Genomic DNA, 24,918 nt, shown 5'->3' with positions numbered 1-24,918 from the left:
GCTCTTTGACGTCTACTTCTGCCACCATTTCCTACGAACGATCGACGTGAGCAAACCGGACTATGGTTCATAATGTGTCAACTATGTCCCCGCACATGTGTCCACTATGTGTCCGGTCCGTACAGGGGCTCTTTTCTTTTCCAAAAGTGACCCGCTGTAAGAGCGGAACCAATAGCCGCCGTGACCGCAGCAATGGATATGTACACCGACCCAAAACCATCGCAGTTGAGTTACATCTGGAAGCACTCTATATCCAGGATTATTGGCACTTAGTTTTACGCTGAAGGCCTATCAACCCTATGAACCCAAGTCTCTGGAGGCTATGAATGAATACCCGTGGATTGCTTGATCAGTTGCTCAAGTCTGGCCAGGACATGCTGCAAAACAAAGCTGGCGGTCAACGCAAAGGCGATGACAAAGGTGCCTTGGGCGGTCTGCTCGGCGGTGGCGGGCTCGGCAGCCTGCTCGGTGGCGCAGGTGGCGGGGCGTTGGCCGCCGGGGCCATGGGCCTGCTATTGGGCAACAAAAAGGCCCGCAACTTTGGTGGCAAAGCCCTCACCTATGGTGGTCTTGCCGCATTAGGCGTGATTGCCTACAAGGCCTACGGCAACTGGCAGGCACAACAGGCCGGCGCGCCCAAAGGCGAACCGCAGACCCTCGATCGCCTGCCACCGGCCCAGGTCGAACTGCATAGCCAGGCCATCCTCAAGGCCCTGGTGGCCGCTGCCAAGGCCGACGGCCATGTGGACGAGCGCGAGCGTGCGTTGATCGAAGGCGAATTCGTCAAGCTGGACAACGACCAGGAACTGCAACGCTGGCTGCATGCCGAACTCAACAAGCCCCTGGATCCCACCGATGTCGCCCGGGCTGCCAGCACCCCGGAGATGGCCGCCGAAATGTACATCGCCAGCGTCATGCTGGTGGACGAGGAGAACTTCATGGAGAAGTCCTACCTCGACGAATTGGCCCGCCAACTCAAGCTGGAGCCGGGCCTCAAGATCGAACTGGAAAAACAGGTACGCCAAGCCACGCTCTGACCCGCCCCGTACAGAAAACTACCCCGTCACCGTCCAGGTTGCGGGGTGTTTTTATATTTCGTGAGACTTGGCCCACAACCCATTGATAAATGATGGCACGGCCTCAGCTATACTCCCCGGCATTTGATCGGCCTTCGAGGAATTACTGTGAAGAACTGGACCTTGCGCCAACGCATCTTGGCGAGCTTTGCGGTGATTATCGCCATTATGCTGCTGATGGTTGTGGTCTCGTATTCACGGTTGCTGAAGATCGAAGCGAGCGAAAATGTGGTACGCGACGACGCCGTACCGGGGGTGTTTTTCAGCTCGATGATCCGTAGCGCCTGGGTCGACAGCTACCTGCAGACCCAGGAGTTGATCGGGTTGCGCGAGCACCAGGGCATTTCCGACGAGGATAGGCAGGATTACAAGACGTTCGAGGCGCAGCTGGAGCAGCATATGGCCAGTTACGCCAAGACGGTCAATATCGGCCAGGATCGTACTGAGTTCGACACCTTTGAAGCCCTGCACCAGAAGTACAACCAAGTACTTGCCCAGGTCCTGGAGCTGCATGCGGCCAACAAGGAAGCCGAAGCGGTCAAGATGTTCGACGAGCGACTGACCCCGGCCTGGATCGCCGGGCGCTTGAAGCTCAATGACATCATCAACGAGAACAAAGCAGTCGCGGACAACGCCACCGCGGCCATTGATGATGCCGTGGCTGCAGCGAAAATCGGTATGGGCGTGTCGCTGCTCCTGGCGATCCTCGCCGCCGGCCTGTGCGGGCTGCTGCTGATGCGCGCGATCATGGCGCCGATGAACCGCATCGTCGATATCCTCGAAACCATGCGCACCGGCGATCTGAGCAAACGCCTGAACCTGGACCGCAAGGACGAGTTCGGTGCCGTGGAAACCGGCTTCAATGACATGATGACCGAGCTGACCGCTCTGGTATCCCAGGCCCAGCGTTCGTCGGTGCAGGTCACCACCTCGGTGACCGAGATTGCGGCCACCTCCAAGCAGCAACAGGCCACGGCTACCGAAACGGCCGCCACTACCACCGAAATCGGCGCCACCTCGCGGGAAATTGCCGCCACGTCCAAGGACCTGGTGCGCACCATGACCGAAGTGTCTACCGCCGCCGACCAGGCCTCGGTGGCCGCCGGTTCCGGCCAGCAAGGCCTGGCCCGAATGGAAGAAACCATGCACTCGGTGATGGGGGCCGCCGATCTGGTCAACGCCAAGCTGGCGATCCTCAACGAGAAGGCGGGCAACATCAACCAGGTGGTCGTGACCATCGTCAAGGTGGCCGACCAGACCAACCTGCTGTCCCTCAACGCTGCCATCGAGGCCGAAAAGGCCGGTGAATACGGGCGCGGCTTTGCCGTGGTCGCCACCGAAGTACGGCGTCTGGCCGACCAGACCGCCGTGGCCACCTACGATATCGAGCAGATGGTGCGCGAGATCCAATCGGCGGTATCGGCCGGCGTGATGGGCATGGACAAGTTCTCCGAAGAGGTCCGTCGCGGGATGTTCGAGGTGCAGCAGGTCGGCGAGCAACTGTCGCAGATCATCCATCAGGTCCAGGCCCTGGCGCCGCGGGTGCTGATGGTCAACGAGGGCATGCAGGCCCAGGCCACGGGGGCCGAGCAGATCAACCATGCCTTGGTGCAATTGGGCGATGCCAGCAGCCAGACCGTGGAGTCCCTGCGCCAGGCCAGTTTTGCCATTGATGAACTGAGCCAGGTTGCGGTGGGTCTGCGCAGCGGCGTGTCGCGTTTTAAAGTCTGATGAGCGATCCAGCGGCGAAACGCGGCGCGATGACAGCAGCCAAAAAAGCCTTGTTCCTGGTGTTTCATATCGGCAGCGAGCGCTACGCCCTCAAGGCCACGGAAGTGGCCGAGGTGCTGCCGCGCCTGCCACTCAAGCCGATTGCCCATGCGCCGGTGTGGGTCGCCGGGATCTTTGCCCATCGCGGCAACATGGTGCCGGTGATCGACCTCAGCGCCCTGACCTTTGGTACATCGGCCCAGGCCCGCACCAGTACGCGTCTGGTATTGGTCAACTATCGGCCAGAAACCTGGCTGGAGCCGCGCTGGCTGGGGCTGATCCTCGAACAGGCCACTGACACCCTGCGCTGCGACCCGGCGGACTTCCAGCCCTACGGCCTGGACAATCGCCAGGCGCCCTACCTGGGGCCGGTGCGCGAAGACGAGCGGGGGCTGATGCAGTGGATCGGCGTCGCCGACCTGCTGACCCCCGAGGTCTGCGCTTTGCTGTTTGCCCCCGACCTGACCGTTGGGGAGGCGTGATGAGCAATGATCAACGCTTCTTCGACTTCCTCAAGGAACGCATCGGCCTGGATGTCGCCTCGGTGGGCGAAGCCATCATCGAGCGCGCCGTGCGCCAGCGCAGCCAGGCGTTGCAGGGGCTGAGTGCCGATCAGTACTGGCAACGCCTGCAAACCAGCAGCGAGGAACAGCAGGCGCTGATCGAAGCGGTGATCGTCCCCGAAACCTGGTTTTTCCGTTATCCCGAATCCTTTGCCACCCTGGCGCGGCTGGCGGTGACACGGCTGGGCGAAATCAAGCATATGCGCGCCTTGCGCATTCTCAGCCTGCCGTGTTCCACCGGCGAGGAACCCTATTCCATCGCCATGGCCCTGCTCGATGCGGGCCTTTCGCCCCACCAGTTCAAGGTGCAAGGCATGGACGTCAGCCCATTGTCGGTGGAGCGCGCGCGGCGCGGGGTGTATGGCAAGAACTCCTTCCGTGGCCAGGACCTCGAGTTTCGTGAGCGGCATTTCAGCGCCGAGAGCGACGGCTATCGCGTCGCCGACCGGGTGCGTGAGCAAGTGCGCCTGCAAGTGGGCAACCTGCTGGACCCGCAGTTGCTGGCCAATGAGCCGACTTATGACTTTGTGTTCTGCCGCAACCTGCTGATCTACTTCGACCAGCCGACCCAGAAGCAGGTCTTTGAAGTGCTCAAGGGCCTGACCCATGTCGACGGCGTGCTGTTTATCGGCCCGGCCGAAGGCAGCCTGTTGGGGCGCCTGGGCATGCGCTCGATTGGTGTGCCGCAGTCGTTTGCCTTCAGTCGCCACGCCGAAGCCGCGCCGCCTGAGCCGGTCTTCACCACCATACCGGCGCCGCTGCCGCAACGCAGCGCAGCGCCGATTGCGAGTAAACCGCGAGCCTTCAGTGCATTCGCAGCGCCGGTGGCGCCGATCAAGCCTGCGCCAGTGCATTCGGATGCTGCCGATCTGCTCGGGCAGATCGCAACCCTGGCCAATGAAGGCAAGAGCCTTGAGGCCCGTGCTGCCTGTGAGCTGTACCTGCAAACTCATCCGCCGGCGGCCCAGGTGTTTTACTGGCTGGGCCTGCTCAGCGATGTGGCGGGTAGCGCCCTGGAAGCCCAGGGGTATTATCGAAAAGCCTTGTACCTGGAACCCCAGCATCCGCAGGCCTTGATGCACCTGGCCGCACTGCTGGAATCCCAGGGCGATACGGCGGGGGCGCGGCGCTTGCAAGCCCGTGCTGCCCGTAGCGAGCGAGCCGCTGACAGTGAGCGTAAACGATGAGTAGCTCCGCATCCCCGGACACCGGCCTGAACCTGACGGTCGCCGATACCCAGGCCATTGACGATTGCTGGAACCGCATCGGGATCCACGGCGATAAATCCTGCCCGTTGCTGGCCGAGCATATCCACTGCCGCAATTGTGCGGTGTATTCGGCAGCGGCCACTCGCCTGCTGGATCGCTATGCATTGCAGCAAGAGGATCGTCACCCTGGCGCTGCGACACAGGCGGACGACGAGGTGGCCACCCGGTCCTTGCTGATGTTCCGCCTGGGCGAGGAATGGCTGGGCATCGCCACTCGCTGCCTGGTGGAAGTGGCGCCCCTGCAGCCGATCCATTCCTTGCCCCACCAGCGCTCGCGGGCCTTGCTCGGGGTCGCCAATGTGCGCGGTGCTCTGGTGGCCTGCCTGTCCCTGGTGGAGCTGCTCGGGCTCGACAGCAGCGGCGGCGCCAGTGGCGGGCGGATCATGCCGCGCATGCTGATCATCGCCGCGCAGGATGGCCCGGTAGTGGTGCCGGTGGATGAAGTGGATGGCATCCATGCCATTGAGGAGCGCACCCTGAAAGCCGCGTCTGCCTCCGGCACCCAGGCCAGTGCGCGCTACACCCAGGGTGTGTTGCCGTTCAAGGGCCGCAGCCTGCGCTGGCTGGACGAGACGCAACTGCTGTCTGCCGTGACCCGGAGCCTGTCATGACCCCCGACCAGATGCGCGACGCCTCGCTGCTGGAGCTGTTCAGCCTGGAAGCCGATGCCCAGACCCAGGTCCTGAGTGCCGGCCTGCTGGCCCTGGAACGCAACCCGACCCAGGCCGACCAACTTGAGGCGTGCATGCGTGCGGCGCATTCGCTCAAAGGCGCGGCGCGGATTGTCGGGGTCGATGCCGGCGTCAGCGTGGCTCACGTGATGGAAGACTGCCTGGTCAGCGCCCAGGAAAGCCGGCTGTTTCTGCAACCCGAACATATCGACGCGTTGTTGCAGGGCACCGACCTGCTGATGCGCATCGCCACACCGGGCAACACCGTGGGCCCGGCCGATATCCAGGCGTATGTGGCGCTGATGGAACGCTTGCTGGACCCGTCGCAACCCATGGCCAAGGTGGTTGCACCGCCGCCGCCGCCGCCCGTGGCTGCGCCGCTCGCGCAGCCGCTGCCGTCCCTTGAAGAATCGCTGCTATTGCCCCCGGAGCCGGAGGTCGCGCCGCCGGTCAGCAGTGATGCGCCGCGCCACAACAAACGTATGACCGAAGGTGGCGAGCGGGTGTTGCGGGTCACCGCCGAGCGCTTGAACAGCCTGTTGGACCTGTCCAGCAAATCCCTGGTGGAAACCCAGCGGCTCAAGCCTTACCTGTCCAGCCTGCAACGCCTCAAGCGCATCCAAAGCAATAGCGCCCGGGCCCTGGACAACCTGGATGGCCAGCTCAAGACCGTCGACCTGAGCCTTGAAGCCCAGGAAGCCCTGGCCGATGCCCGCCGCCTGTTGAGCGAAGCGCAGTTGCTGCTGGCGGAAAAGTCCGCCGAACTGGATGAGTTCGGCTGGCAGGCCGGGCAGCGCGCCCAGGTGTTGTATGACACCGCGCTGGCGTGCCGCATGCGCCCGTTTGCCGATGTGCTGGCGGGACAGGCGCGCATGGTGCGCGACCTGGGCCGCAGCCTGGGCAAGCAGGTGCGCCTGGAAATCGAAGGCGAGAAGACTCAGGTTGACCGTGATGTCCTGGAAAAACTCGAAGCGCCGCTGACCCATTTGTTGCGCAATGCCGTCGATCACGGCATTGAGATGCCCGAGCAGCGCCTGCTGGCGGGCAAGCCGGCCGAAGGCCTGATCCGCCTGCGTGCCTCGCACCAGGCTGGCCTGTTGGTACTGGAATTGAGTGATGACGGTAACGGCGTGGACCTTGCGCGCCTGCGCGACAGTATTGTCGAGCGCAATCTGTCGCCACTGGAAACCGCCTTGCGCCTGAGCGAAGAGGAATTGCTGACCTTCCTGTTCCTGCCGGGCTTCAGCCTGCGCGACAAGGTGACCGAAGTCTCCGGGCGCGGTGTCGGCCTGGATGCGGTGCAACACATGGTCCGCCAACTGCGCGGTGCGGTGGTACTGGAGCAGACGGCAGGGCAGGGCAGCCGCTTCCATCTGGAAGTGCCGCTGACCTTGTCGGTGGTGCGCAGCCTGGTGGTGGAGGTTGGCGAAGAAGCCTACGCCTTCCCCCTGGCCCATATCGAGCGTATGTGCGACCTGGAACCCGACGAAATCGTGCAACTGGAAGGCCGCCAGCATTTCTGGCACGAAGGCCGGCATGTCGGCCTGGTCGCGGCCAGCCAGTTGTTGCAGCGCCCGCCCGGGCAGACCAGCCAGGATACCCTCAAGGTCGTGGTAATCCGCGAGCGCGATGCGGTGTACGGGATTGCCGTAGAGCGGTTTATCGGCGAGCGCACCCTGGTGGTGCTGCCGCTGGACGATCGCCTGGGCAAGGTGCAGGACATTTCTGCCGGTGCGCTGCTGGATGACGGCTCGGTGGTGTTGATCGTCGATGTCGAAGACATGCTGCGCTCGGTGGACAAGCTGCTCAACACCGGCCGCCTGGAACGCATTGCCCGCCGCGCGCAGCAAACCGTCGAGGCCACGCGCAAGCGCATCCTGGTGGTGGATGACTCGCTTACCGTGCGTGAACTGCAGCGCAAGCTATTACTTAATCGTGGATATGAGGTGGCGGTCGCCGTTGATGGCATGGATGGCTGGAATGCTCTGCGTTCCGAAGACTTCGACCTGCTGATTACTGACATTGATATGCCACGCATGGACGGTATCGAATTGGTCACACTTTTACGCCGTGACACTCGCCTGCAGTCGCTGCCGGTGATGGTGGTGTCCTACAAGGATCGTGAAGAAGACCGGCGGCGCGGCCTGGATGCCGGCGCCGACTATTACCTGGCCAAGGCCAGTTTCCATGATGACGCCCTGCTCGATGCGGTGGTGGAACTGATTGGAGGCGCCCGGGCATGAAGATCGCCATCGTCAATGACATGCCCCTGGCGGTCGAGGCCTTGCGCCGGGCCTTGAGCTTCGAACCGGCCCATCAAGTAGTGTGGGTTGCCACCAATGGCCTGGAAGCGGTGCAGCGCTGTGCCGAGCTGACCCCGGACCTGATCCTGATGGACCTGATCATGCCGGTGATGGATGGCGTCGAGGCCACCCGGCAGATCATGGCCGAGACGCCATGCGCTATCGTTATCGTTACGGTGGATCGCCAGCAGAATGTCAGCCGCGTGTTTGAAGCCATGGGCCATGGTGCCCTGGATGTGGTGGACACCCCGGCATTGGGGGTTGGCGATGCCAAGGAGGCGGCCGCGCCCCTGTTGCGCAAGATCCTCAATATTGGCTGGCTGATCGGCCAGCGCGGCAGCCGGGTGCGGGCCGAACCTGTGCATCCGCGGGGGACGGGCAAGCGCCAGAGCCTGGTCGCGATCGGCTCTTCGGCGGGCGGCCCGGCGGCGCTGGAAACCCTGCTCAAGGGCTTGCCTCGGAACTTTGCGGCAGCCATTGTGCTGGTGCAGCATGTGGACCAGGTGTTCGCCGCCGGCATGGCCGAGTGGCTGAGCAGCGCCTCGGGCCTGCCGGTGCGCCTGGCACGCGAAGGTGAGCCACCGCAAAGCGGCGTGGTATTGCTGGCCGGCACCAATCATCATATCCGGCTGCTGAAAAACGGCACGTTGGCCTACACGGCGGAACCCGTGAACGAGATTTATCGGCCGTCCATCGACGTGTTTTTCGAGAGCGTCGCCAGCCATTGGAACGGCGATGCCGTCGGCGTATTACTGACCGGCATGGGACGTGACGGAGCCCAGGGACTCAAATTGATGCGTCAGCAGGGCTATCTGACCATCGCTCAGGATCAGCAGAGCTGTGCGGTTTACGGCATGCCCAAAGCGGCGGCGGCGATTGATGCCGCTGTTGAGATTCGCCCGTTGGACAGAATTGCGCCACGATTGCTGGAGGTATTCGCAAAATGACCGATATAACTCGCTGTCCTGGCCTGCACGTAGTAATTCAGGTGACCGCAAATGAATGATTTACAGCTCGACGACTTCAAGACCGACGAGAACGCCGCCATGGTGTTGCTGGTGGACGACCAGGCGATGATCGGCGAAGCCGTGCGACGCGGTCTGGCCCATGAGGAGAATATCGACTTCCACTTCTGTGCCGACCCCCACCAGGCCATCTCCCAGGCGATCCGCATCAAGCCGACGGTGATTCTCCAGGACCTGGTCATGCCTGGGCTGGACGGCCTGACCCTGGTGCGCGAATACCGCAACCACCCGGCGACGCAGAACATCCCGATCATCGTGCTCTCGACCAAGGAAGACCCGCTGATCAAGAGCGCCGCGTTTGCCGCGGGGGCCAATGATTACCTGGTGAAACTGCCGGACAACATCGAACTGGTGGCGCGTATCCGCTACCACTCGCGCTCCTACATGACCCTGTTGCAGCGGGATGCGGCCTACCGTGCATTGCGGGTCAGCCAGCAACAACTGTTGGACACCAACCTGGTGCTGCAGCGGTTGATGAACTCCGACGGTTTGACCGGGCTGTCCAACCGCCGGCATTTCGACGAATACCTGGAGCTGGAATGGCGGCGCGCCATGCGGGACCAGACCCAGTTGTCGTTGTTGATGATCGACGTGGACTTCTTCAAGACCTACAACGACAGCTTTGGCCACCTGGAAGGAGACGAGGCGCTGCGTAAGGTGGCGGCGAGCATCCGTGACGCCAGCAGCCGTCCTTCGGACCTGCCGGCGCGCTACGGGGGCGAGGAGTTTGCCCTGGTGTTGCCCAACACCTCGCCGGGCGGTGCGCGGTTGGTGGCGGAGAAACTGCGCCAGGCTGTTGCCGCGTTGAAAATCCCGCATATCGCACCCTCTGAAGGGGCGAGCCTGACCATCAGCATTGGCCTGGCGACCATGACGCCGCTGCTGGGGACTGATTGCCGGCAATTGATCTCGGCGGCGGACAAGGGGTTGTATCTGGCCAAGCATAATGGGCGCAACCAGGTGGGGATCGAATAGCCTGCAGGACACCGCCAACCCAATGTGGGAGCCCGCTCCCAACTTTGATCGTTATCGGCCTGTAGATATCACACAAACCCGGCCTTTTCGGCCAAGCGGACTGCCGTTTCCAGCCTTTTGCCGTTATACTCGCCGGCTTTCAAAAGTTCGCCAACGAGTGCTGCCCGCCATGGAAATCAACCCGATCCTGAACACCATCAAGGACCTGTCCGAGCGCTCCGAAACTATTCGGGGGTATCTTTGACTACGATCAAAAGCATGAGCGTCTGACCGAAGTCAATCGCGAGCTTGAAGATCCGGCTGTCTGGAACAAACCTGAATACGCCCAGGAACTGGGCCGCGAGCGCGCTGCGCTGGCGCAGATCGTCGACACCCTCGACGAGTTGAACACCGGTCTGGGCGATTGCCGCGACCTGCTGGACATGGCCGTCGAAGAAAACGACGAAGGCGCAGTGGGCGATGTCGTCGCCGAGCTGGCCCGTCTCGAGGACAACCTCGCCAAGCTTGAATTCCGCCGCATGTTCAGCCACGAAATGGACCCGAACAACGCCTACCTGGATATCCAGGCCGGTTCCGGTGGCACCGAAGCCCAGGACTGGGCCAACATCCTGCTGCGCATGTACCTGCGCTGGGCTGACAAACGCGGTTTCGAAGCGACCATCATGGAGCTGTCCGCCGGTGAAGTCGCCGGTATCAAGGGCGCGACCGTGCATATCAAGGGTGAATACGCCTTTGGCTGGCTGCGGACCGAGATCGGCGTACACCGCCTGGTGCGCAAGAGTCCGTTCGACTCCGGCAACCGTCGCCACACTTCGTTCTCCGCCGTTTTCGTCTCCCCAGAGATCGACGACAAGGTGGAAATCGAGATCAACCCGGCCGACCTGCGGATCGACACCTACCGTTCCTCCGGTGCCGGCGGTCAGCACGTAAACACCACTGACTCGGCTGTACGTATCACCCACGTACCGACCAACACCGTGGTCAGCTGCCAGAACGAACGTTCCCAGCACGCCAACAAGGACACCGCCATGAAAATGCTGCGGGCCAAGTTGTATGAGCAGGAAATGCAGAAGCGCAACGCCGCTTCCCAGGCGCTGGAAGACACCAAGTCGGATATCGGCTGGGGTCACCAGATCCGTTCGTATGTGCTTGATGCTTCGCGGATCAAGGATCTGCGCACTAACATCGAACGCAGCGACTGCGACAAGGTACTCGACGGCGATATCGACGAATACCTGGAAGCGAGCCTGAAGTCCGGCCTGTAACACCCTCTGTGGGAGCGGGCTTGCCCGCGATCCCCAGGCCGAAGGCCTGGGGGCAACGAACCTGTGATGGAAAATTTAAAGACATGAGCGACCAACAACTCGACCAGGCCCTGCAACAGGAAGAAAACTCCCTGATCGCCCTGCGCAAGGAAAAGCTTGCTGCCGAGCGCGCCAAGGGCAATGCCTTCCCCAATGACTTCCGCCGCGAAAACTACTGCGATGCCTTGCAGAAGCAGTACGCGGACAAGACCAAGGAAGAGCTGGCTGAAGCGGCGATCCCGGTCAAGGTGGCAGGTCGCATCATGCTCAACCGTGGCTCGTTCATGGTGATCCAGGACATGACCGGGCGCATCCAGGTCTACGTCAACCGCAAGACCCTCCCGGAAGAAACCCTGGCCTCGGTGAAAACCTGGGACATGGGCGACATCATTGCCGCCGAAGGCACCCTGGCCCGTTCCGGCAAGGGCGACCTGTACGTCGAAATGACCAACGTGCGCCTGCTGACCAAGTCGCTGCGCCCGCTGCCGGACAAGCACCACGGCCTGACCGACACCGAGCAGCGCTATCGCCAGCGCTATGTTGACCTGATCGTCAACGAAGAAGTGCGCCAGACCTTCCGCGTGCGTTCGCAAGTGATTGCGCACATCCGCAGCTTCCTGATGGCGCGTGACTTCCTCGAAGTCGAGACGCCGATGCTGCAGACCATCCCGGGCGGCGCCGCAGCCAAGCCGTTCGAAACCCACCACAATGCCCTGGACCTGGAAATGTTCCTGCGTATCGCGCCGGAGCTGTACCTCAAGCGCCTGGTGGTGGGTGGTTTTGAGAAGGTGTTCGAGATCAACCGCAACTTCCGTAACGAAGGTGTCTCGACCCGTCACAACCCGGAATTCACCATGTTGGAGTTCTACCAGGCCTACGCCGACTACGAAGACAACATGGACTTGACCGAAGAACTGTTCCGCGAGCTGGCGCAACTGGTCCTGGGCAGCACCGACGTGCCTTACGGCGACAAGGTGTTCCATTTCGGCGAGCCGTTCGTGCGCCTGTCGGTGTTCGACTCGATCCTCAAGTACAACCCTGAGCTGACCGCTGACGACCTGAACGACATCGACAAGGCTCGCGCCATCGCCAAGAAAGCCGGGGCCAAGGTCCTGGGCTTCGAAGGCCTGGGCAAGCTGCAGGTGATGATTTTCGAAGAGCTGGTGGAGCACAAGCTGGAGCAGCCGCACTTCATCACTCAGTACCCGTTCGAAGTGTCGCCGCTGGCCCGTCGCAACGACGACAACCCGAACGTCACCGACCGTTTCGAGCTGTTTATCGGTGGTCGCGAAATCGCCAACGCCTACTCCGAGCTTAACGACGCGGAAGACCAGGCCGAGCGTTTCATGGCCCAGGTGGCCGACAAGGACGCCGGTGACGACGAAGCCATGCACTACGACGCCGACTTCGTGCGCGCGCTGGAGTACGGCATGCCGCCAACGGCCGGTGAGGGTATCGGTATCGACCGTCTGGTGATGTTGCTCACCAACTCACCGTCGATCCGTGATGTCATCTTGTTCCCGCATATGCGGCCGCAAGCGTAACCGCAGCAAATCATCAAGCCGCCTTTTATAAGGCGGCTTTTTTGTGGGGCCTGAACTAACGTCAAGCAAACGGCGCCAGGCTTCTGTTGATAGGAGAGGACGATCTTTCGTGAAGCGCGTAATGGCTCAAGAAGGCGCCGCTGGCATTGCTGCCGCCGTGGCTGAAAGTGTTCAGTACCAAGGGCGCAAGGCCAGTCGCCAGGGCAGCGAGCAGCGTCGGCAAGACATCCTCGATGCGGCGATGCGCATTGTCGTGCGCGACGGCGTGCGCGCCGTGCGCCATCGGGCGGTAGCGGCGGAGGCGGGTGTGCCATTGTCGGCCACCACCTACTACTTCAAGGACATCGACGACCTGCTCACCGACACCTTTGCCCAGTACGTGGAGCGCAGTGCGGCGTTCATGGGCAAGTTGTGGGTGCGCAATGAGGGCTTGCTGCGCGAGATGGTGGCTTATGGTGATGGCAGCGCCGAGTCGCGCTCGCAACTGGCCGATGATATTGCGCGGCTGACCGCCGATTACGTCCTGCGCCAACTGCTTAACCGTCGCGAGTACCTGATGGCCGAGCAGGCGTTTCGCCAGGAGGCCTTGTTGAACCCGCGCCTGGCCGACCTGGTGCGCTCCCATCAGCAGATTCTGTTGCAGGGCACTTGCCAGTTTTTCCAGGTATTGGGCTCCCGCGAACCCCAGCAAGATGCCAAAGTGTTGACGGCGATTATCAGTCGGATGGAATATCAGGGCCTGCTGTTCGAGCCCGAGGCCCTGACTGGCGAAGAAATGCTCGAGATTCTCAAGCGTTACATGCACCTGGTACTGGCCTCGGTCTAGTCGTGTGGGAGCCGGGCCACCCAAAACAGCTGTGGAGTGATGGATGAAAACCTGGCGTGTGGTTGTGACCGCGATGGTGTTGCTGCTCCTGAGCGGCTGCCTGGTGACCTTCAAGGAGCCCCTGCCGGCCAGCGAGGCCGCACCTGACGCGCTGCTGGGCAAGTGGGCCAGCAGGAACGCCTGGGGCGAACCGCTCGACCTGCAGATCAGTCGCGCTGGACAGCATCGCTACAAGGCGGTGAGCACTTCGCAAACCAAACCGGTCAAGCGCGACGAATATTTGTTCAGCGTGTCCCGCCACGGCAACCGCTGGTACCTGTCGGCGCCGCTGCCGGACAAGCTGGGTGGGCATTTTATCCTCGCCGGCTTTGAATTGAATGAGGCTCGCGAACTGGTGGTCTACAACCTCGACCCCGAGGCAATCAACCAGGCCATCGCGCAGAAAATCCTGATTGGCAGCCACGTGGATACCGTCGAAGGTGACGGCATATTGCTCGACAGCCCCATGAGCCAGATCCTGGCTTACCTGGATGATCCGGCCAACGCCGATGTGTTTGTCGAAGCCGTACGCTATAAGCGTGTGGGCAAATAACGTTTAAAGAGGGAGCACCGGGTGGACGATTACCAGCAGACGATACGCACCTTGTCCGATCGCATTGTGCTGGCGCAGACACCGATTCGCGTCCTCGACGCCGTGAAGTGGGACGACAACATTCGCAAGGGCTTCCTCCAGGGCAAGGGCAAGCACATGCCGGCCGTGGATCGCGACTATTACCTGAACCGGCCACTGTCGTTCGATTCCAGCAAGGTGAAGCTGGAGTTCCAGAACATCGAGCGCGATATCACCCGCCAATTGGGCCAGTTCAACCCGGTCGGGCAGATCATGCGGCGCATGTGCAAGGAGTACCGCATGGTGGTGCGCATGCTCGAAGCCCGTGGCACCGAGGATTTCGGCCTGATTTCCCAGGAGCTTTACGGCGCCGCCTCCGATGCGTTCCATGCCGGCGACCCGACCCTGGCCGACCTGGGCCTGATGCTTTCCGACTACCTGAATAACATCGACGGTCGTGGCGACCTCAAGGACGAAGCCAAGACCCTGACCGCCAAGGACGCTGTGGGCCTGCTGCAAAGCCGCCTGAACAAAGTGTTTGGCGAAGCCGAAGAAACCATTCGCGTGTTTGAGTCCGACGGCATCGTTGCCGACGCGGCGGCGGGCGCCGACTACATCAAGATCCGCGCCGATGCGATGTTCAACGAGCGGGATGTGCGGGCCCTGGAAGTGCACGAAGGGCTGGTCCATGTGGGCACCACCCTCAATGGCCAGAACCAGCCGATCTGCACCTTCCTGTCCAAGGGCCCACCGTCGTCGACCGTGACCCAGGAAGGTCTGGCAATCTTGATGGAGATCATCACCTTTGCCTCTTACCCCAGCCGCCTGCGCAAGCTGACCAACCGCACCCGCGCGATCCATATGGTGGAAGAGGGCGCCGATTTCCTGCAGGTGTTCGAGTTCTTCCGCGAGCAAGGCTTTGAAATGGCCGAGAGCTACGGCAACGCCAGCCGGGTGTTCCGCGGCTCGACGCCGACGGGGCTGCCGTTTACCAAGGATCTGTCGTACCTCAAGGGCTTTATCATGGTCTACAACTATATCCAGTTGGCCGTGCGCAAGGGCAAGCTGGAGCAGGTGCCGCTGTTGTTCTGCGGCAAGACCACCCTGGAAGACATGCGTACTTTGCGCCAGTTGGTGGACGAAGGCCTGGTGGTGCCGCCCAAATACCTGCCGGATCAGTTCCGTGACATGAACGCGCTGTCGGCATGGATGTGCTTCTCCAACTTCCTCAACCACCTGAGCCTGGACCGGATCGAGGCGGATTACTCCAATATCCTCTGACCAAATCCCATCAACTGTGGGAGCAGGCTTGCCTGCGATCGCGGTCTGTCAGCCACCGGTGGAGTAACTGACAGCCAGCTCCCACAGTTAGTCTTCATTGATTATCAGGGTTGTGTCCCCACCCATTTGCGAGGTTTCAACGGATGAGACTCCTCGGCATTCTATGCCTGCTCCTCACCCTCAATGGCTGCAGCTCGCTGCTGTTCTACCCCGAGCCCGGCCTGCCGTTCAGTCCACAGCAGGCGCGCCTGGAATACCGTGACGTCACCCTGACCACCGCCGATGGCCTGAAGTTGCGGGCCTGGTGGCTGCCAGCCAAGGCCGGCGTGCCGCTCAAGGGCACGGTGCTGCACCTGCACGGTAATGGGGGCAACCTCTCCGGGCACCTGGGCGGCAGTTGGTGGTTGCCGGCCCAGGGCTATCAAGTGCTGATGCTGGACTATCGCGGCTATGGCGTGTCAGAAGGCAAACCTTCGTTGCCGGCCATTTACCAGGATCTGGATGCCGCCTTCCAGTGGCTCGACCAGGCCCCTGAAACCCAAGGGCAGCCGCTGGTGGTCCTCGGCCAGAGCCTGGGCGGGGCGTTGGCCGTGCATTACCTGGCCGCACACCCCGAGCGACAGCCCCGGCTCAAAGCGCTGGTGCTCGATGGCGTGCCCGCCAGTTATCGTGATGTAGGGCAATTCGCCCTGAGCACTTCCTGGCTAACATGGCCGTTCCAGGTGCCGTTGTCGTGGCTGGTGCCAGACGCCGACAGTGCGATCCATGGCATGCCACAGCTGACTGGCGTGCCGAAACTGCTGTTCCACAGTCTGGATGATCCGATCGTGCCGCTTTCCAACGGCATCCGTCTGTATCAAGCTGCGCCGCCGCCAAGGGTGTTGCAACTGACCCGGGGCGGTCACGTGCAGACCTTTGCCGACAAGACCTGGCAAACCGTAATGCTGCGCTATCTTGACGATCCGCAGCATTTCAACGGTTTGCGCCGCCTGGGGGAAATTCCCAATTATCCGGCGGCTGCCAATCCTAAAACCGAATCATCAGAGAGCCCGCAATGAGCGAAGAACGCAACATGATCCCCCTGATCCTCACCGGCATCGGCACCATCATCGGTACCGTTGGCTGCCTGTGGTACTACGGCTACCTGCACTTCGCCAAGCCTGAGGATGCGTTGCTGCTCAGCGACTACACCATGCTCAAGACCGTGCCCGGCGAGGACTACAAAGTTTCCCTGACCCCGGCCCCTCAAGTGGCGCAATGCGTCGACGGTGTGCTGGTGCTGTTCGATACCGAGCAAAAGGGGCTGACGGGCGTGCTGGTAAACAGCAAGAAGCAGGCGGTGCGTTGCATGGGCCAGGAAACCCCGCAACTGCAGGAGTGAGCCTGCCGGTAGTTTTTGGAACCATATTCCGTATGACACCACTGATTGGGTCGTCAGCAGCGCTGACGAGTAACCCTTAATTACGTGGAGTATCACTATGAGTATTAATGGAGTAGGCGGTGGTGGCAGCGGGTTCGGTAACTTCGGCGGCGCCGGCATGGGGGATTCCGGCAATATGGTTGGCAAGGGCGTCGAAGGCGGTCAGCAGCAGGGCGGTATGGATCCTGAAGCGCTGAAGAAACTCCTGGCGCAACTGTTGGGCGGTGCGGGAGGTGCAGGCGGCTCCCAGGGCAGTGGCGGCAGTGGCGGTGCTAACGAGGAAGAGGACCCGCTGCGCAAGCAGATGAGTGGCGATCAGCAGCAAGGCATGCAGATGCCTCAAGAGAACAACAGCCAAATCAATTTCGGCTGATCCGCAGAGTCTGCCCGCAGTTCTTATGCAAAAAAGCCCTGCCTGGAACACAGGCAGGGCTTTCAGACCAGTAGCTGTCAGTCGGTTATTGAACCGAAGAACGTGGCTTGACCGGCTGGTTGTCGTTGGAGATGGTCACTTCAACGCGGCGGTTCATGGCACGGCCCGAAACGCTGGCGTTATCGGCAACCGGGTATGCTTTGCCGTAGCCAGCAGTCACGATGCGGCTTGGGTTAACGCCCATCTTGATCAGTGCAACCTGCACCGAAGTAGCGCGGCGCTCGGACAGGGTCTGGTTGTAGGCATCGCTGCCGGTGCTGTCGGTGTAGCCTTCGACGATGACTTTACGATCCGGGTTTTCCTGGAGGAATTGCGCCAGTTTGTTGATGTTCACCAGGCCGCTGGATTTCAGATCAGCCTTGCTGGTAGCGAACAGCACATCACCAAAGGTCACCAGGGTCCCGCGTTCAGTCTGCTTGGCGTTCAAGCTGCTTTGCAGTTGCTTGATCTGCGCGTCACGGGCTTCGAGCAGGGCGCGGGCACGTTGGTCGCCAGCGTTTTTCAGCTTGGCTTCGGACTCGCGCAGGGCGATGGTGTCCTTGGCCACTTCAACGCGCTGGTTGGTCAGGTAGGCCAGTTGGTCGACCTTCTTCTCGTCTTCCTTGTCGCGGTACGCCTTGTCAGCCTTGTCCAGCCATTCGCTGGCGTCCTTGGTTTCCAGGGCGGCGATTTTGGTCGCTTGCGGGTTGGCTTGCAGGGCCGAGAAGTTGGTCCGTGCGTTTTCCAGGTTCGCGTTAGGCGGGGTGGAGCAAGCCGCCAGTGCAACGCTCATCGCCAGCAGGGCAGGGATCATCAATTGTTTACGCATAGTGGTGTCGTCCTTTCAATTCGATTTCGGGTGCGATGCAAACAATGGCGGTGCTTACTTCTGCTGGATCACAGCAGGGCGCATGCCTTCGTTACGCAGCTCCTCAATAGCCTTCTGAGAATCCTTCAGCGCCAGATCGGCCTTGGCAGCCTGGGCCTTGCGCTCTGCCACGCGAGCGTCCCACTCAGCCTGCTCGGCCAGACGACGGGCTTCGTCGTATTTCTTGTCATGCATGGCCAGCTCGGCTTGCTTGAGCTTGTCCTGTGCAGCTTTCATTTCCACGGCAGCGTATTCGGTACCGCCAGCGCTTACAGCGCTGTTCACGGCCGATTGGGTCACTGCGTACTGTTCGGTCGGCGGGTTGCCGGCGCAGCCCGCGAGGACGAAGCTGGTGCCGATTGCCAACGCGGCCAATTTGAGCCCGCGCAGGTGGTTAAACGAGGATTTGGCAGTGCTGGTCTTCATCGTCTTCAACTCCATTAGATAACTCCTGAAAAACATCAAATCCATCTACGGTGTTCAGCGTCTGCGTTTGGCGGTGAAGCTCAGTGTGCCTTTTCAAACGCCTGTTCCAAGTGATGGCTTACTGGCTGTGACCCGAGGCTTTTTTGAATAGTTCAGCCAAAGATGGCGATTTGCCCGAAAAAATATCTGAACAAATCTGACTGAGGGGGCGGCGATAAAAAATCGGAACTTTTGCCACCTGCAGCGGTATGCCGGGCCTATGAAAGGCCCGGTACGCTGGGGGATGGTTTTTATCAGCGAATGTGGATCAGTGTTTCTGATCGTCAGGCGTGGCTGACATGTCGTGCAGGTAGCGCCGTGACAGCGACAGGAAGCGCGGCGTGGGGCCGACGTCTTCATACAGCGGGTCACCCTCTTCATCGGTGGCAACCACATGCTGGCCCCGGATATACGGAAAGCTGGCTTCCAGCTCTTCCAGGGCGGCGCCGATCAGCTCGCCGAGCAATTCCTCGGTGCTGCGCTTGGGGTACATCTCGCGGATGGCCGCCAGCCGGGCAGCGGCCTCTACATCCAGGTGGATGGCATATTCGGTCTTGGTCAGGCGACCCTTGGCGGTTTCTTCCCATTGCTGGGCCAGTTCTCGGATTTTCATGGCAACCTCAGTGATGCCCGGGGTAGCGGGCGGTGATGAGTGACCAGTCGTAGCGTGGATAACGCGACGACGTACCCTTGAGACTAGCTGCAACCGCCAAGGTTTAAAGTTCCTTGTCAGACCAAGGCTTGATCGGCACTCTTAAAGATCAAAGCATCACGGATTCCTGGCTGGAGATTGGCTGATGAGCGATATCGATGCACGTTTGCGTGAAGATGTTCACCTGTTGGGTGAATTGCTGGGCAACACGATTCGAGAACAGTACGGTGATGAGTTCCTCGCCAAGATCGAGCAGATTCGCAAGGGCGCCAAGGCCGATCGCCGGGGCGGGACCACGGATGCGGCGGCCGGTGAAGAACTCAGCGCCAGCCTCAACCAGTTGCAGGAAGACGAGCTGCTGCCGGTAGCACGGGCGTTCAACCAGTTCCTCAACCTGGCCAATATCGCCGAGCAGTACCAACTGATTCATCGGCGCGATGAGTCCCAGTTGGCCCCGTTCGAATCGCGGGTGTTGCCCGAGCTGCTGGCGCGGCTGCAGAGTGAGGGCCACAGCAGCGAATCCCTGGCCCGGCAGTTGGCGCGGCTGGAGATCGAGCTGGTACTCACTGCCCACCCGACCGAAGTCGCGCGCCGCACCCTGATCCAGAAATACGACGCCATCGCCGCACAACTGGCCTTGCAGGATCACCGTGACCTGACCAGCGCCGAGCGCGAGCAGATTCGCCAACGCCTGCAACGGCTGATCGCCGAAGCCTGGCACACCGAAGAAATCCGCCGTACCCGGCCCACCCCGGTGGACGAGGCCAAGTGGGGCTTTGCGGTGATCGAGCATTCGCTGTGGCACGCGATCCCCAACTACCTGCGCAAGGCCGATCAAGCCTTGCACGCCGCCACCGGCCTGCGCCTGCCCCTGGAGGCGGCGCCGATCCGCTTCGCCTCGTGGATGGGCGGCGACCGTGACGGCAACCCCAATGTGACGGCGCCGGTGACCCGTGAAGTGCTGCTGCTGGCGCGCTGGATGGCGGCAGATCTGTATTTACGGGATATCGACCACCTGGCCTCGGAACTGTCCATGCAGCAGGCCAGCCCTGAGTTGCAGGCCAAGGTCGGCGACAGCGTCGAACCTTATCGAGCCTTGCTCAAACAACTGCGCGAACGCCTGCGCGCCACCCGCAATTGGGCGCACGCGGCGTTGACCGGCAGCCTCCCGGCGCCAGCCGATGTGCTGCAAAACAATCGTGACCTGCTGGAGCCGCTGGAGCTGTGCTACCAGTCCCTGCACGCCTGCGGCATGGGCGTGATTGCCGACGGCCCGCTCCTCGATTGCCTGCGCCGTGCAGTGACATTCGGCCTGTTCCTGGTGCGCCTGGATGTACGCCAGGACTCCAGCCGGCATTCGGCGGCGATGACCGAAATCACCGATTACCTGGGTCTGGGTCGCTATGAGGACTGGGACGAAGACGCGCGCATCACCTTCCTGATGAAGGAGTTGGCCAATCGTCGCCCGTTGTTGCCGGGGTATTTCAAGCCTTCGGCCGATACCGCCGAAGTGCTCAATACCTGTAAGGAAATCGCCGCTGCGCCGGCGGCTTCCCTCGGTTCCTACGTCATCTCCATGGCGGGCGCGGCATCCGATGTGCTGGCAGTGCAGTTGCTGCTCAAGGAGTCCGGGGTGCAGCGGCCGATGCGTGTGGTGCCGTTGTTCGAGACCCTGGCCGACCTGGACAACGCCGGCCCGGTAATCGAGCGCCTGTTGCTGCTGCCCGGTTATCGCGCGCGGTTGCAAGGCCCGCAGGAAGTGATGATCGGCTATTCGGACTCGGCCAAGGACGCTGGCACCACGGCTGCGGCCTGGGCCCAGTACCGGGCGCAGGAACGTCTGGTGGATATCTGTCGCGAGCAGCAGGTGGAACTGTTGTTGTTCCATGGTCGCGGCGGCACCGTGGGCCGTGGCGGCGGCCCGGCCCATGCGGCGATTCTGTCGCAGCCACCGGGCTCGGTAGCCGGGCGTTTCCGCACCACCGAGCAGGGCGAGATGATTCGTTTCAAGTTCGGCTTGCCGGATATCGCTGAGCAGAACCTCAATCTGTACCTGGCCGCAGTGCTGGAGGCGACCTTATTGCCACCGCCACCACCGGAGCCGGCCTGGCGCCATTTGATGGATGAATTGGCGGCTGATGGTGTCAGCGCCTATCGCGCAGTGGTGCGGGAAAATCCGCAGTTCGTCGAGTATTTCCGCCAGTCCACCCCCGAGCAGGAACTGGGCCGCTTGCCCCTGGGCAGTCGCCCGGCCAAGCGCCGTGCCGGCGGCATCGAGAGCCTGCGTGCAATCCCGTGGATCTTCGGCTGGACCCAGACCCGCCTGATGCTGCCGGCCTGGCTCGGCTGGGAAGCGGCATTGAGCAAGGCCCTGGAGCGCGGCGAAGGTGAATTGCTGGGGCAGATGCGCGAACAATGGCCGTTCTTCCGCACCCGTATCGACATGCTGGAAATGGTCCTGGCCAAGGCTGACGCCGATATCGCCCGGCTCTATGACCAGCGTCTGGTGCAAGCCGACCTGTTGCCATTGGGTGCGCATTTACGCGACCTATTGTCGCAGGCCTGCGCCGTGGTGCTTGGCCTGACCGGCCAGTCGCAGCTGCTGGCCCATAGCCCCGACACCCTGGAGTTCATCCGCCTGCGCAACACCTACCTCGACCCGTTGCACCTGTTGCAGGCCGAACTGCTGGCCCGCTCCCGCCAGCAGGAGGCGACACAGGACAGCCCTCTGGAACAGGCGCTGCTGGTGTCCGTGGCCGGTATTGCCGCCGGGCTGCGTAACACCGGCTGACATTTCTGGCGTGTTCTCAAGGGCTTGCACACAAAACCGCCGGCTGACCCGAAAGGGCTGTGCCGGCGGTTTTGTGTCCGGGTTGCACCAAGGGATACCGCGACCAAAAGGCTTGTGTGGTGCGGGTTCTTCCGACTTTTGGCGGCTTGTGTGGTTAGGGCTCGCTGTGTATCTTGATCAGCCTTTGGCCGGTTGGGCGGCCTGGATTCGTATTTTTACGAGCATATTCTACGAGATTGGCCCCACGCGGCGAATCCGAGCGTCATCTCTATAAAAAATTGAGGAGCACATCGATGCGCGTCATTCTGCTGGGAGCTCCCGGGGCCGGTAAAGGTACTCAGGCAAAGTTCATCACTGAAAAGTTCGGCATTCCACAAATCTCCACTGGCGACATGCTGCGCGCTGCCGTCAAGGCCGGCACCGAGCTGGGCCTGATCGCCAAGAGCGTGATGGACAGCGGTGGCCTGGTCTCCGACGACCTGATCATCAACCTGGTCAAGGAACGCATCAGCCAGGACGACTGCAAGAACGGTTTCCTGTTCGACGGTTTCCCACGCACCATTCCCCAGGCCGAAGCCCTGGTGAAAGCCGGCGTCGAGCTGGACGCTGTGGTTGAAATCGCCGTTGAAGATGAAGAGATCGTCCAGCGTATCGCCGGTCGCCGCGTTCACGAAGCCTCGGGTCGCGTCTACCACATCGTCTACAACCCGCCAAAAGTGGCTGGCAAGGATGATGTAACCGGTGATGACCTGGTGCAGCGCAAAGACGACACCGAAGAAACCGTGCGTCATCGCCTGTCGGTCTACCACTCCCAGACCAAGCCGCTGGTAGAGTTCTACCAGAAGCTGTCGGCTGCCCAGGGCAAGCCGAAATACAGCCACATCCCGGGCGTTGGCTCGGTGGAAGCCATCACCGCCAAGGTGCTGGAAGCGCTGAACTGATCTGACGATTGGCTTGACGTTCAACGGCCCGCTTGCGGGCCGTTGTTGTTTATACTGGCGCACTTTTTTTCGATTTGGACACCCATACCGATGAGCACCCTGCTGGCCCTGGACACCGCGACTGAAGCTTGCTCCGTTGCCCTGCTGCATAACGGCAAGGTCACGAGCCACTATGAGGTGATCCCGCGCCTGCACGCGCAAAAGCTGCTGCCGATGATCAAGCAGCTATTGCTCGATGCCGGCACCACCCTGTCGGCGGTAGACGCCATCGCCTTTGGCCGCGGCCCGGGTGCATTCACCGGTGTGCGCATCGCCATCGGTGTGGTGCAGGGCCTGGCGTTTGCCCTGGAGCGGCCGGTACTGCCGGTGTCCAACCTCGCCGTGTTGGCCCAGCGCGCGTTGCGTGAACATGGCGCACGCCAGGTCGCGGCCGCCATTGATGCGCGGATGGATGAGGTCTATTGGGGCTGCTACCGCGAAACCGCTGGTGAGATGCGCCTGGTCGGCGTCGAGGCCGTGCAGCCGCCCGAGGCCGCCGCGTTGCCGGCCGATGCCAGTGGCGACTGGTTTGGCGCTGGTACGGGGTGGGGTTATGGCGAACGTATCGCCGTGGCCACGGCCGGCCAGGATGCCGGGATGTTGCCCCATGCCGAAGACCTGCTGAGCCTGGCGCGTTTTGCCTGGGAGCGCGGCGAGGCGATCCCGGCTGATCAGGCCGCTCCGGTGTACCTGCGCGATAAAGTGGCACAGACCAAGGCCGAGCGCGGGCTCTAGGCTTATTGCGCTCAGCCTCTAGTGTGGGAGCTGCCGAGCCCCACCGTTGATCGCAGGCAATTCGCGCCAATCGTCAGAATTTGTCCCTGGGTTTAAACCTTTGCCCGTTTATGTGTTCTAGTTATCACCAGAGCATTTGCGTGCCAAGGAAAGTGCCGCTAAATTGCCATCATTGATAGCGGATCTGCATGTATGCGTATAGACGGCTTTTCTACCCAGTCCTACCCCCTCAAGCGCAAGCCACGCAAGGCGAACGTGACGGTAGACGAGTCCGTCGAAGAATCCCCCGACTTTATTGAAGTCCAGCCCGAAACCTCCCAGGGCGCGGCAGTTTCCGCCCGTGCCCAAGGTGCCAGCGGTTCGCGTATCGGCGGCGTTCCGGCCCGCCAGCAAGACATGATCTTCCCGCGCTCCATGAGCAAAAACGTCGCTACGGCCCTGGCCAGCTACCTGACCACTGCCGGCTTTGTCGAATGGGATATGGAAGTGCTGGGTCTCGATATCCACATCTGATGCTGTTGCCTTATTTCCTCGGTTGCCCGTCCTGGAGTGAAAACGCCTGGCGCGAGTACCTGTATCCGCAAGACGCCCGCGCCACGGATTTTCTCGGGCTGTATTGCCAAGTGTTCAATGCCTGCGAAGGCAACACCACCTTCTACGCGCGGCCCTCGGTGGCCACCGTGCAGCGTTGGGCCGAGATCATGCCCGCGCACTTTCGGTTTACCGCCAAATTTCCCGGTGATATCAGCCACAGTGCCGACCTGCGCGAACAGTTGCCCGCCGCCGAAAGCTTTCTTGGCTTGATGAGCCCGCTGGGCGAGCGGGTGTCGCCGTTGTGGCTGCAACTGCCGGCCAGCTTCACCCCGCAGCGGCTGGGGGAGCTGGCAGGGTTTATCGACGGCCTGGAGCGCCCGTTGGCGGTGGAGGTGCGTCATCGTGAGTTCTTCGCCAAGGGTGACGCCGAGCGCAGCCTCAACCGCCTGCTGCGTGATCGCGGGGTCGAGCGTATCTGCCTGGATCCACGAGCTTTGTTCAGTTGCACGTCGACTTCGGCAGCGGTGCTCCACGCCCAATCGAAAAAGCCCAAGGTACCGCCCCGGCCAGCGGCGTTGACCCAGTTTCCCCAGGTACGCTTTATCGGTCACCCGGACCTGGAAGCCAACGACCCGTTCCTCGTGCCCTGGCTTGAAAAAGTCGCTGGCTGGATTGAGGAGGGGCGCACGCCTTACGTGTTCCTGCACACCTCGGATAACCGCCTGGCGGCCCAACTGGCCATACGCTTTCATCAGCAATTGATGGAGCGGTTGCCGGGGTTGCCGGCGCTGGCGCAGTTGCATCGGGAACCCGCGGTGGAGCAACTGGGGTTACTCTAGGGTTTT

General features: G+C 61.7%; 24 protein-coding genes. 21 read left to right on the top strand and 3 right to left on the bottom strand.

Annotated elements, in window-relative coordinates; translation table 11 throughout:
* Nucleotides 1-326: 326 nt before the first annotated feature.
* The 16 genes from JFT44_RS20115 (at nt 327) to JFT44_RS20040 (ending at nt 17,009) form a co-directional block, all read left to right on the top strand.
* Entirely contained in the window at nt 327-1,037 is a 711-nt protein-coding gene (locus JFT44_RS20115; RefSeq protein WP_057958665.1) for a tellurite resistance TerB family protein, read from the top strand.
* A gap of 147 nt (nt 1,038-1,184) precedes the next feature.
* Nucleotides 1,185-2,807 carry a methyl-accepting chemotaxis protein gene (locus tag JFT44_RS20110; RefSeq protein WP_057958666.1) on the top strand — a complete coding sequence of 541 codons (1,623 nt, stop codon included), beginning with the start codon at nt 1,185-1,187 and terminating at the stop codon, nt 2,805-2,807.
* Entirely contained in the window at nt 2,807-3,328 is a 522-nt protein-coding gene (locus tag JFT44_RS20105; protein WP_128593473.1) for a chemotaxis protein CheW, read from the top strand. The genes JFT44_RS20110 and JFT44_RS20105 overlap by 1 nt, the downstream gene beginning before the upstream one ends.
* Nucleotides 3,328-4,596, top strand: coding sequence for a protein-glutamate O-methyltransferase CheR (locus JFT44_RS20100; protein WP_198831053.1), 1,269 nt, complete (start codon nt 3,328-3,330; stop codon nt 4,594-4,596). Before JFT44_RS20105 ends, JFT44_RS20100 begins: the two co-directional genes overlap by 1 nt.
* A complete protein-coding gene (locus tag JFT44_RS20095; RefSeq protein WP_198792455.1) occupies nt 4,593-5,288 on the top strand; it encodes a chemotaxis protein CheW in 696 nt (231 codons plus the stop codon). The genes JFT44_RS20100 and JFT44_RS20095 overlap by 4 nt, the downstream gene beginning before the upstream one ends.
* The gene (locus tag JFT44_RS20090) at nt 5,285-7,591 is read left to right on the top strand and encodes a hybrid sensor histidine kinase/response regulator (protein WP_120731776.1); all 2,307 of its coding nucleotides are present in this window, start codon (nt 5,285-5,287) and stop codon (nt 7,589-7,591) included. Before JFT44_RS20095 ends, JFT44_RS20090 begins: the two co-directional genes overlap by 4 nt.
* Nucleotides 7,588-8,598, top strand: coding sequence for a chemotaxis response regulator protein-glutamate methylesterase (locus tag JFT44_RS20085; RefSeq protein WP_120731778.1), 1,011 nt, complete (start codon nt 7,588-7,590; stop codon nt 8,596-8,598). The genes JFT44_RS20090 and JFT44_RS20085 overlap by 4 nt, the downstream gene beginning before the upstream one ends.
* A gap of 51 nt (nt 8,599-8,649) precedes the next feature.
* Nucleotides 8,650-9,651, top strand: coding sequence for a diguanylate cyclase (locus JFT44_RS20080; protein ID WP_057441800.1), 1,002 nt, complete (start codon nt 8,650-8,652; stop codon nt 9,649-9,651).
* Nucleotides 9,652-9,820: 169 nt separating this feature from the next.
* Nucleotides 9,821-10,916 (top strand): peptide chain release factor 2 gene (prfB, locus tag JFT44_RS20075; protein WP_104911704.1). Its coding sequence is split into 2 segments (ribosomal slippage): nt 9,821-9,892 and nt 9,894-10,916, totalling 1,095 coding nucleotides; the frame shifts between segments, so codons are not numbered across the junction.
* A gap of 83 nt (nt 10,917-10,999) precedes the next feature.
* Nucleotides 11,000-12,499 carry a lysine--tRNA ligase gene (gene lysS, locus JFT44_RS20070; protein WP_057441798.1) on the top strand — a complete coding sequence of 500 codons (1,500 nt, stop codon included), beginning with the start codon at nt 11,000-11,002 and terminating at the stop codon, nt 12,497-12,499.
* 109 nt (nt 12,500-12,608) lie between these two features.
* Nucleotides 12,609-13,325, top strand: coding sequence for a TetR/AcrR family transcriptional regulator (locus tag JFT44_RS20065; protein ID WP_081044192.1), 717 nt, complete (start codon nt 12,609-12,611; stop codon nt 13,323-13,325).
* Nucleotides 13,326-13,368: 43 nt separating this feature from the next.
* Nucleotides 13,369-13,917 (top strand): hypothetical protein, encoded by a 549-nt coding sequence (locus JFT44_RS20060; RefSeq protein ID WP_120731781.1) that lies wholly within the window; start codon nt 13,369-13,371, stop codon nt 13,915-13,917.
* Nucleotides 13,918-13,938: 21 nt separating this feature from the next.
* Entirely contained in the window at nt 13,939-15,216 is a 1,278-nt protein-coding gene (locus JFT44_RS20055; protein WP_057441794.1) for a flavohemoglobin expression-modulating QEGLA motif protein, read from the top strand.
* Nucleotides 15,217-15,359: 143 nt separating this feature from the next.
* Complete coding sequence (locus JFT44_RS20050) at nt 15,360-16,274, top strand: alpha/beta hydrolase (protein WP_057958671.1); 915 nt, start codon at nt 15,360-15,362, stop codon at nt 16,272-16,274.
* Nucleotides 16,271-16,597, top strand: coding sequence for a hypothetical protein (locus JFT44_RS20045; protein ID WP_057441790.1), 327 nt, complete (start codon nt 16,271-16,273; stop codon nt 16,595-16,597). Before JFT44_RS20050 ends, JFT44_RS20045 begins: the two co-directional genes overlap by 4 nt.
* A gap of 97 nt (nt 16,598-16,694) precedes the next feature.
* A complete protein-coding gene (locus JFT44_RS20040) occupies nt 16,695-17,009 on the top strand; it encodes a hypothetical protein (RefSeq protein ID WP_057958672.1) in 315 nt (104 codons plus the stop codon).
* 85 nt (nt 17,010-17,094) lie between these two features.
* Here JFT44_RS20040 and JFT44_RS20035 read toward each other — a convergent pair whose 3' ends face one another.
* The 3 genes from JFT44_RS20035 to JFT44_RS20025 form a co-directional block, all read right to left on the bottom strand.
* Entirely contained in the window at nt 17,095-17,877 is a 783-nt protein-coding gene (locus JFT44_RS20035; protein WP_057958673.1) for an OmpA family protein, read from the bottom strand.
* 54 nt (nt 17,878-17,931) lie between these two features.
* Nucleotides 17,932-18,357: a DUF4398 domain-containing protein gene (locus tag JFT44_RS20030; protein WP_057441784.1), complete on the bottom strand. Its 426-nt coding sequence runs from the start codon at nt 18,355-18,357 to the stop codon at nt 17,932-17,934.
* Between the two features lie 292 nt (nt 18,358-18,649).
* A complete protein-coding gene (locus JFT44_RS20025) occupies nt 18,650-18,994 on the bottom strand; it encodes a hypothetical protein (protein ID WP_057441782.1) in 345 nt (114 codons plus the stop codon).
* A gap of 184 nt (nt 18,995-19,178) precedes the next feature.
* Between JFT44_RS20025 and ppc the strand changes: the two genes are divergently transcribed.
* The 5 genes from ppc to JFT44_RS20000 all read left to right on the top strand — a co-directional run bounded on the left by ppc (nt 19,179) and on the right by JFT44_RS20000 (nt 24,912).
* Entirely contained in the window at nt 19,179-21,824 is a 2,646-nt protein-coding gene (gene ppc / locus JFT44_RS20020; RefSeq protein ID WP_198831052.1) for a phosphoenolpyruvate carboxylase, read from the top strand.
* 293 nt (nt 21,825-22,117) lie between these two features.
* Entirely contained in the window at nt 22,118-22,765 is a 648-nt protein-coding gene (gene adk, locus JFT44_RS20015; protein WP_057441778.1) for an adenylate kinase, read from the top strand.
* A gap of 90 nt (nt 22,766-22,855) precedes the next feature.
* Nucleotides 22,856-23,539: a tRNA (adenosine(37)-N6)-threonylcarbamoyltransferase complex dimerization subunit type 1 TsaB gene (tsaB, locus tag JFT44_RS20010; RefSeq protein ID WP_057958675.1), complete on the top strand. Its 684-nt coding sequence runs from the start codon at nt 22,856-22,858 to the stop codon at nt 23,537-23,539.
* 192 nt (nt 23,540-23,731) lie between these two features.
* A complete protein-coding gene (locus tag JFT44_RS20005) occupies nt 23,732-24,052 on the top strand; it encodes a hypothetical protein (RefSeq protein ID WP_057441774.1) in 321 nt (106 codons plus the stop codon).
* Nucleotides 24,052-24,912, top strand: coding sequence for a DUF72 domain-containing protein (locus JFT44_RS20000; RefSeq protein ID WP_057441772.1), 861 nt, complete (start codon nt 24,052-24,054; stop codon nt 24,910-24,912). The genes JFT44_RS20005 and JFT44_RS20000 overlap by 1 nt, the downstream gene beginning before the upstream one ends.
* Nucleotides 24,913-24,918: the final 6 nt, after the last annotated feature.

Origin of the sequence: Pseudomonas sp. MF5691 (genome assembly GCF_016405645.1) — a bacterium.
GTDB lineage: Bacteria > Pseudomonadota > Gammaproteobacteria > Pseudomonadales > Pseudomonadaceae > Aquipseudomonas > Aquipseudomonas shahriarae.
This window is presented reverse-complemented; position numbering and strand designations above follow the sequence as displayed.

Bases quoted from the DNA above. Each gene is read 5' to 3' on its own strand.
- JFT44_RS20030 (WP_057441784.1), bottom strand. From the start codon at position 18,357: ATGGAGTTGAAGACGATGAAGACCAGCACTGCCAAATCCTCGTTTAAC.
- JFT44_RS20050 (WP_057958671.1), top strand. From the start codon at position 15,360: ATGAGACTCCTCGGCATTCTATGCCTGCTCCTCACCCTCAATGGCTGC.
- JFT44_RS20105 (WP_128593473.1), top strand. From the start codon at position 2,807: ATGAGCGATCCAGCGGCGAAACGCGGCGCGATGACAGCAGCCAAAAAA.
- ppc (WP_198831052.1), top strand. From the start codon at position 19,179: ATGAGCGATATCGATGCACGTTTGCGTGAAGATGTTCACCTGTTGGGT.
- JFT44_RS20045 (WP_057441790.1), top strand. From the start codon at position 16,271: ATGAGCGAAGAACGCAACATGATCCCCCTGATCCTCACCGGCATCGGC.
- lysS (WP_057441798.1), top strand. From the start codon at position 11,000: ATGAGCGACCAACAACTCGACCAGGCCCTGCAACAGGAAGAAAACTCC.
- JFT44_RS20035 (WP_057958673.1), bottom strand. From the start codon at position 17,877: ATGCGTAAACAATTGATGATCCCTGCCCTGCTGGCGATGAGCGTTGCA.
- JFT44_RS20000 (WP_057441772.1), top strand. From the start codon at position 24,052: ATGCTGTTGCCTTATTTCCTCGGTTGCCCGTCCTGGAGTGAAAACGCC.
- JFT44_RS20115 (WP_057958665.1), top strand. From the start codon at position 327: ATGAATACCCGTGGATTGCTTGATCAGTTGCTCAAGTCTGGCCAGGAC.
- adk (WP_057441778.1), top strand. From the start codon at position 22,118: ATGCGCGTCATTCTGCTGGGAGCTCCCGGGGCCGGTAAAGGTACTCAG.
- JFT44_RS20095 (WP_198792455.1), top strand. From the start codon at position 4,593: ATGAGTAGCTCCGCATCCCCGGACACCGGCCTGAACCTGACGGTCGCC.
- JFT44_RS20090 (WP_120731776.1), top strand. From the start codon at position 5,285: ATGACCCCCGACCAGATGCGCGACGCCTCGCTGCTGGAGCTGTTCAGC.
- JFT44_RS20025 (WP_057441782.1), bottom strand. From the start codon at position 18,994: ATGAAAATCCGAGAACTGGCCCAGCAATGGGAAGAAACCGCCAAGGGT.
- JFT44_RS20060 (WP_120731781.1), top strand. From the start codon at position 13,369: ATGAAAACCTGGCGTGTGGTTGTGACCGCGATGGTGTTGCTGCTCCTG.
- tsaB (WP_057958675.1), top strand. From the start codon at position 22,856: ATGAGCACCCTGCTGGCCCTGGACACCGCGACTGAAGCTTGCTCCGTT.
- JFT44_RS20085 (WP_120731778.1), top strand. From the start codon at position 7,588: ATGAAGATCGCCATCGTCAATGACATGCCCCTGGCGGTCGAGGCCTTG.
- JFT44_RS20005 (WP_057441774.1), top strand. From the start codon at position 23,732: ATGCGTATAGACGGCTTTTCTACCCAGTCCTACCCCCTCAAGCGCAAG.
- JFT44_RS20080 (WP_057441800.1), top strand. From the start codon at position 8,650: ATGAATGATTTACAGCTCGACGACTTCAAGACCGACGAGAACGCCGCC.
- JFT44_RS20100 (WP_198831053.1), top strand. From the start codon at position 3,328: ATGAGCAATGATCAACGCTTCTTCGACTTCCTCAAGGAACGCATCGGC.
- JFT44_RS20040 (WP_057958672.1), top strand. From the start codon at position 16,695: ATGAGTATTAATGGAGTAGGCGGTGGTGGCAGCGGGTTCGGTAACTTC.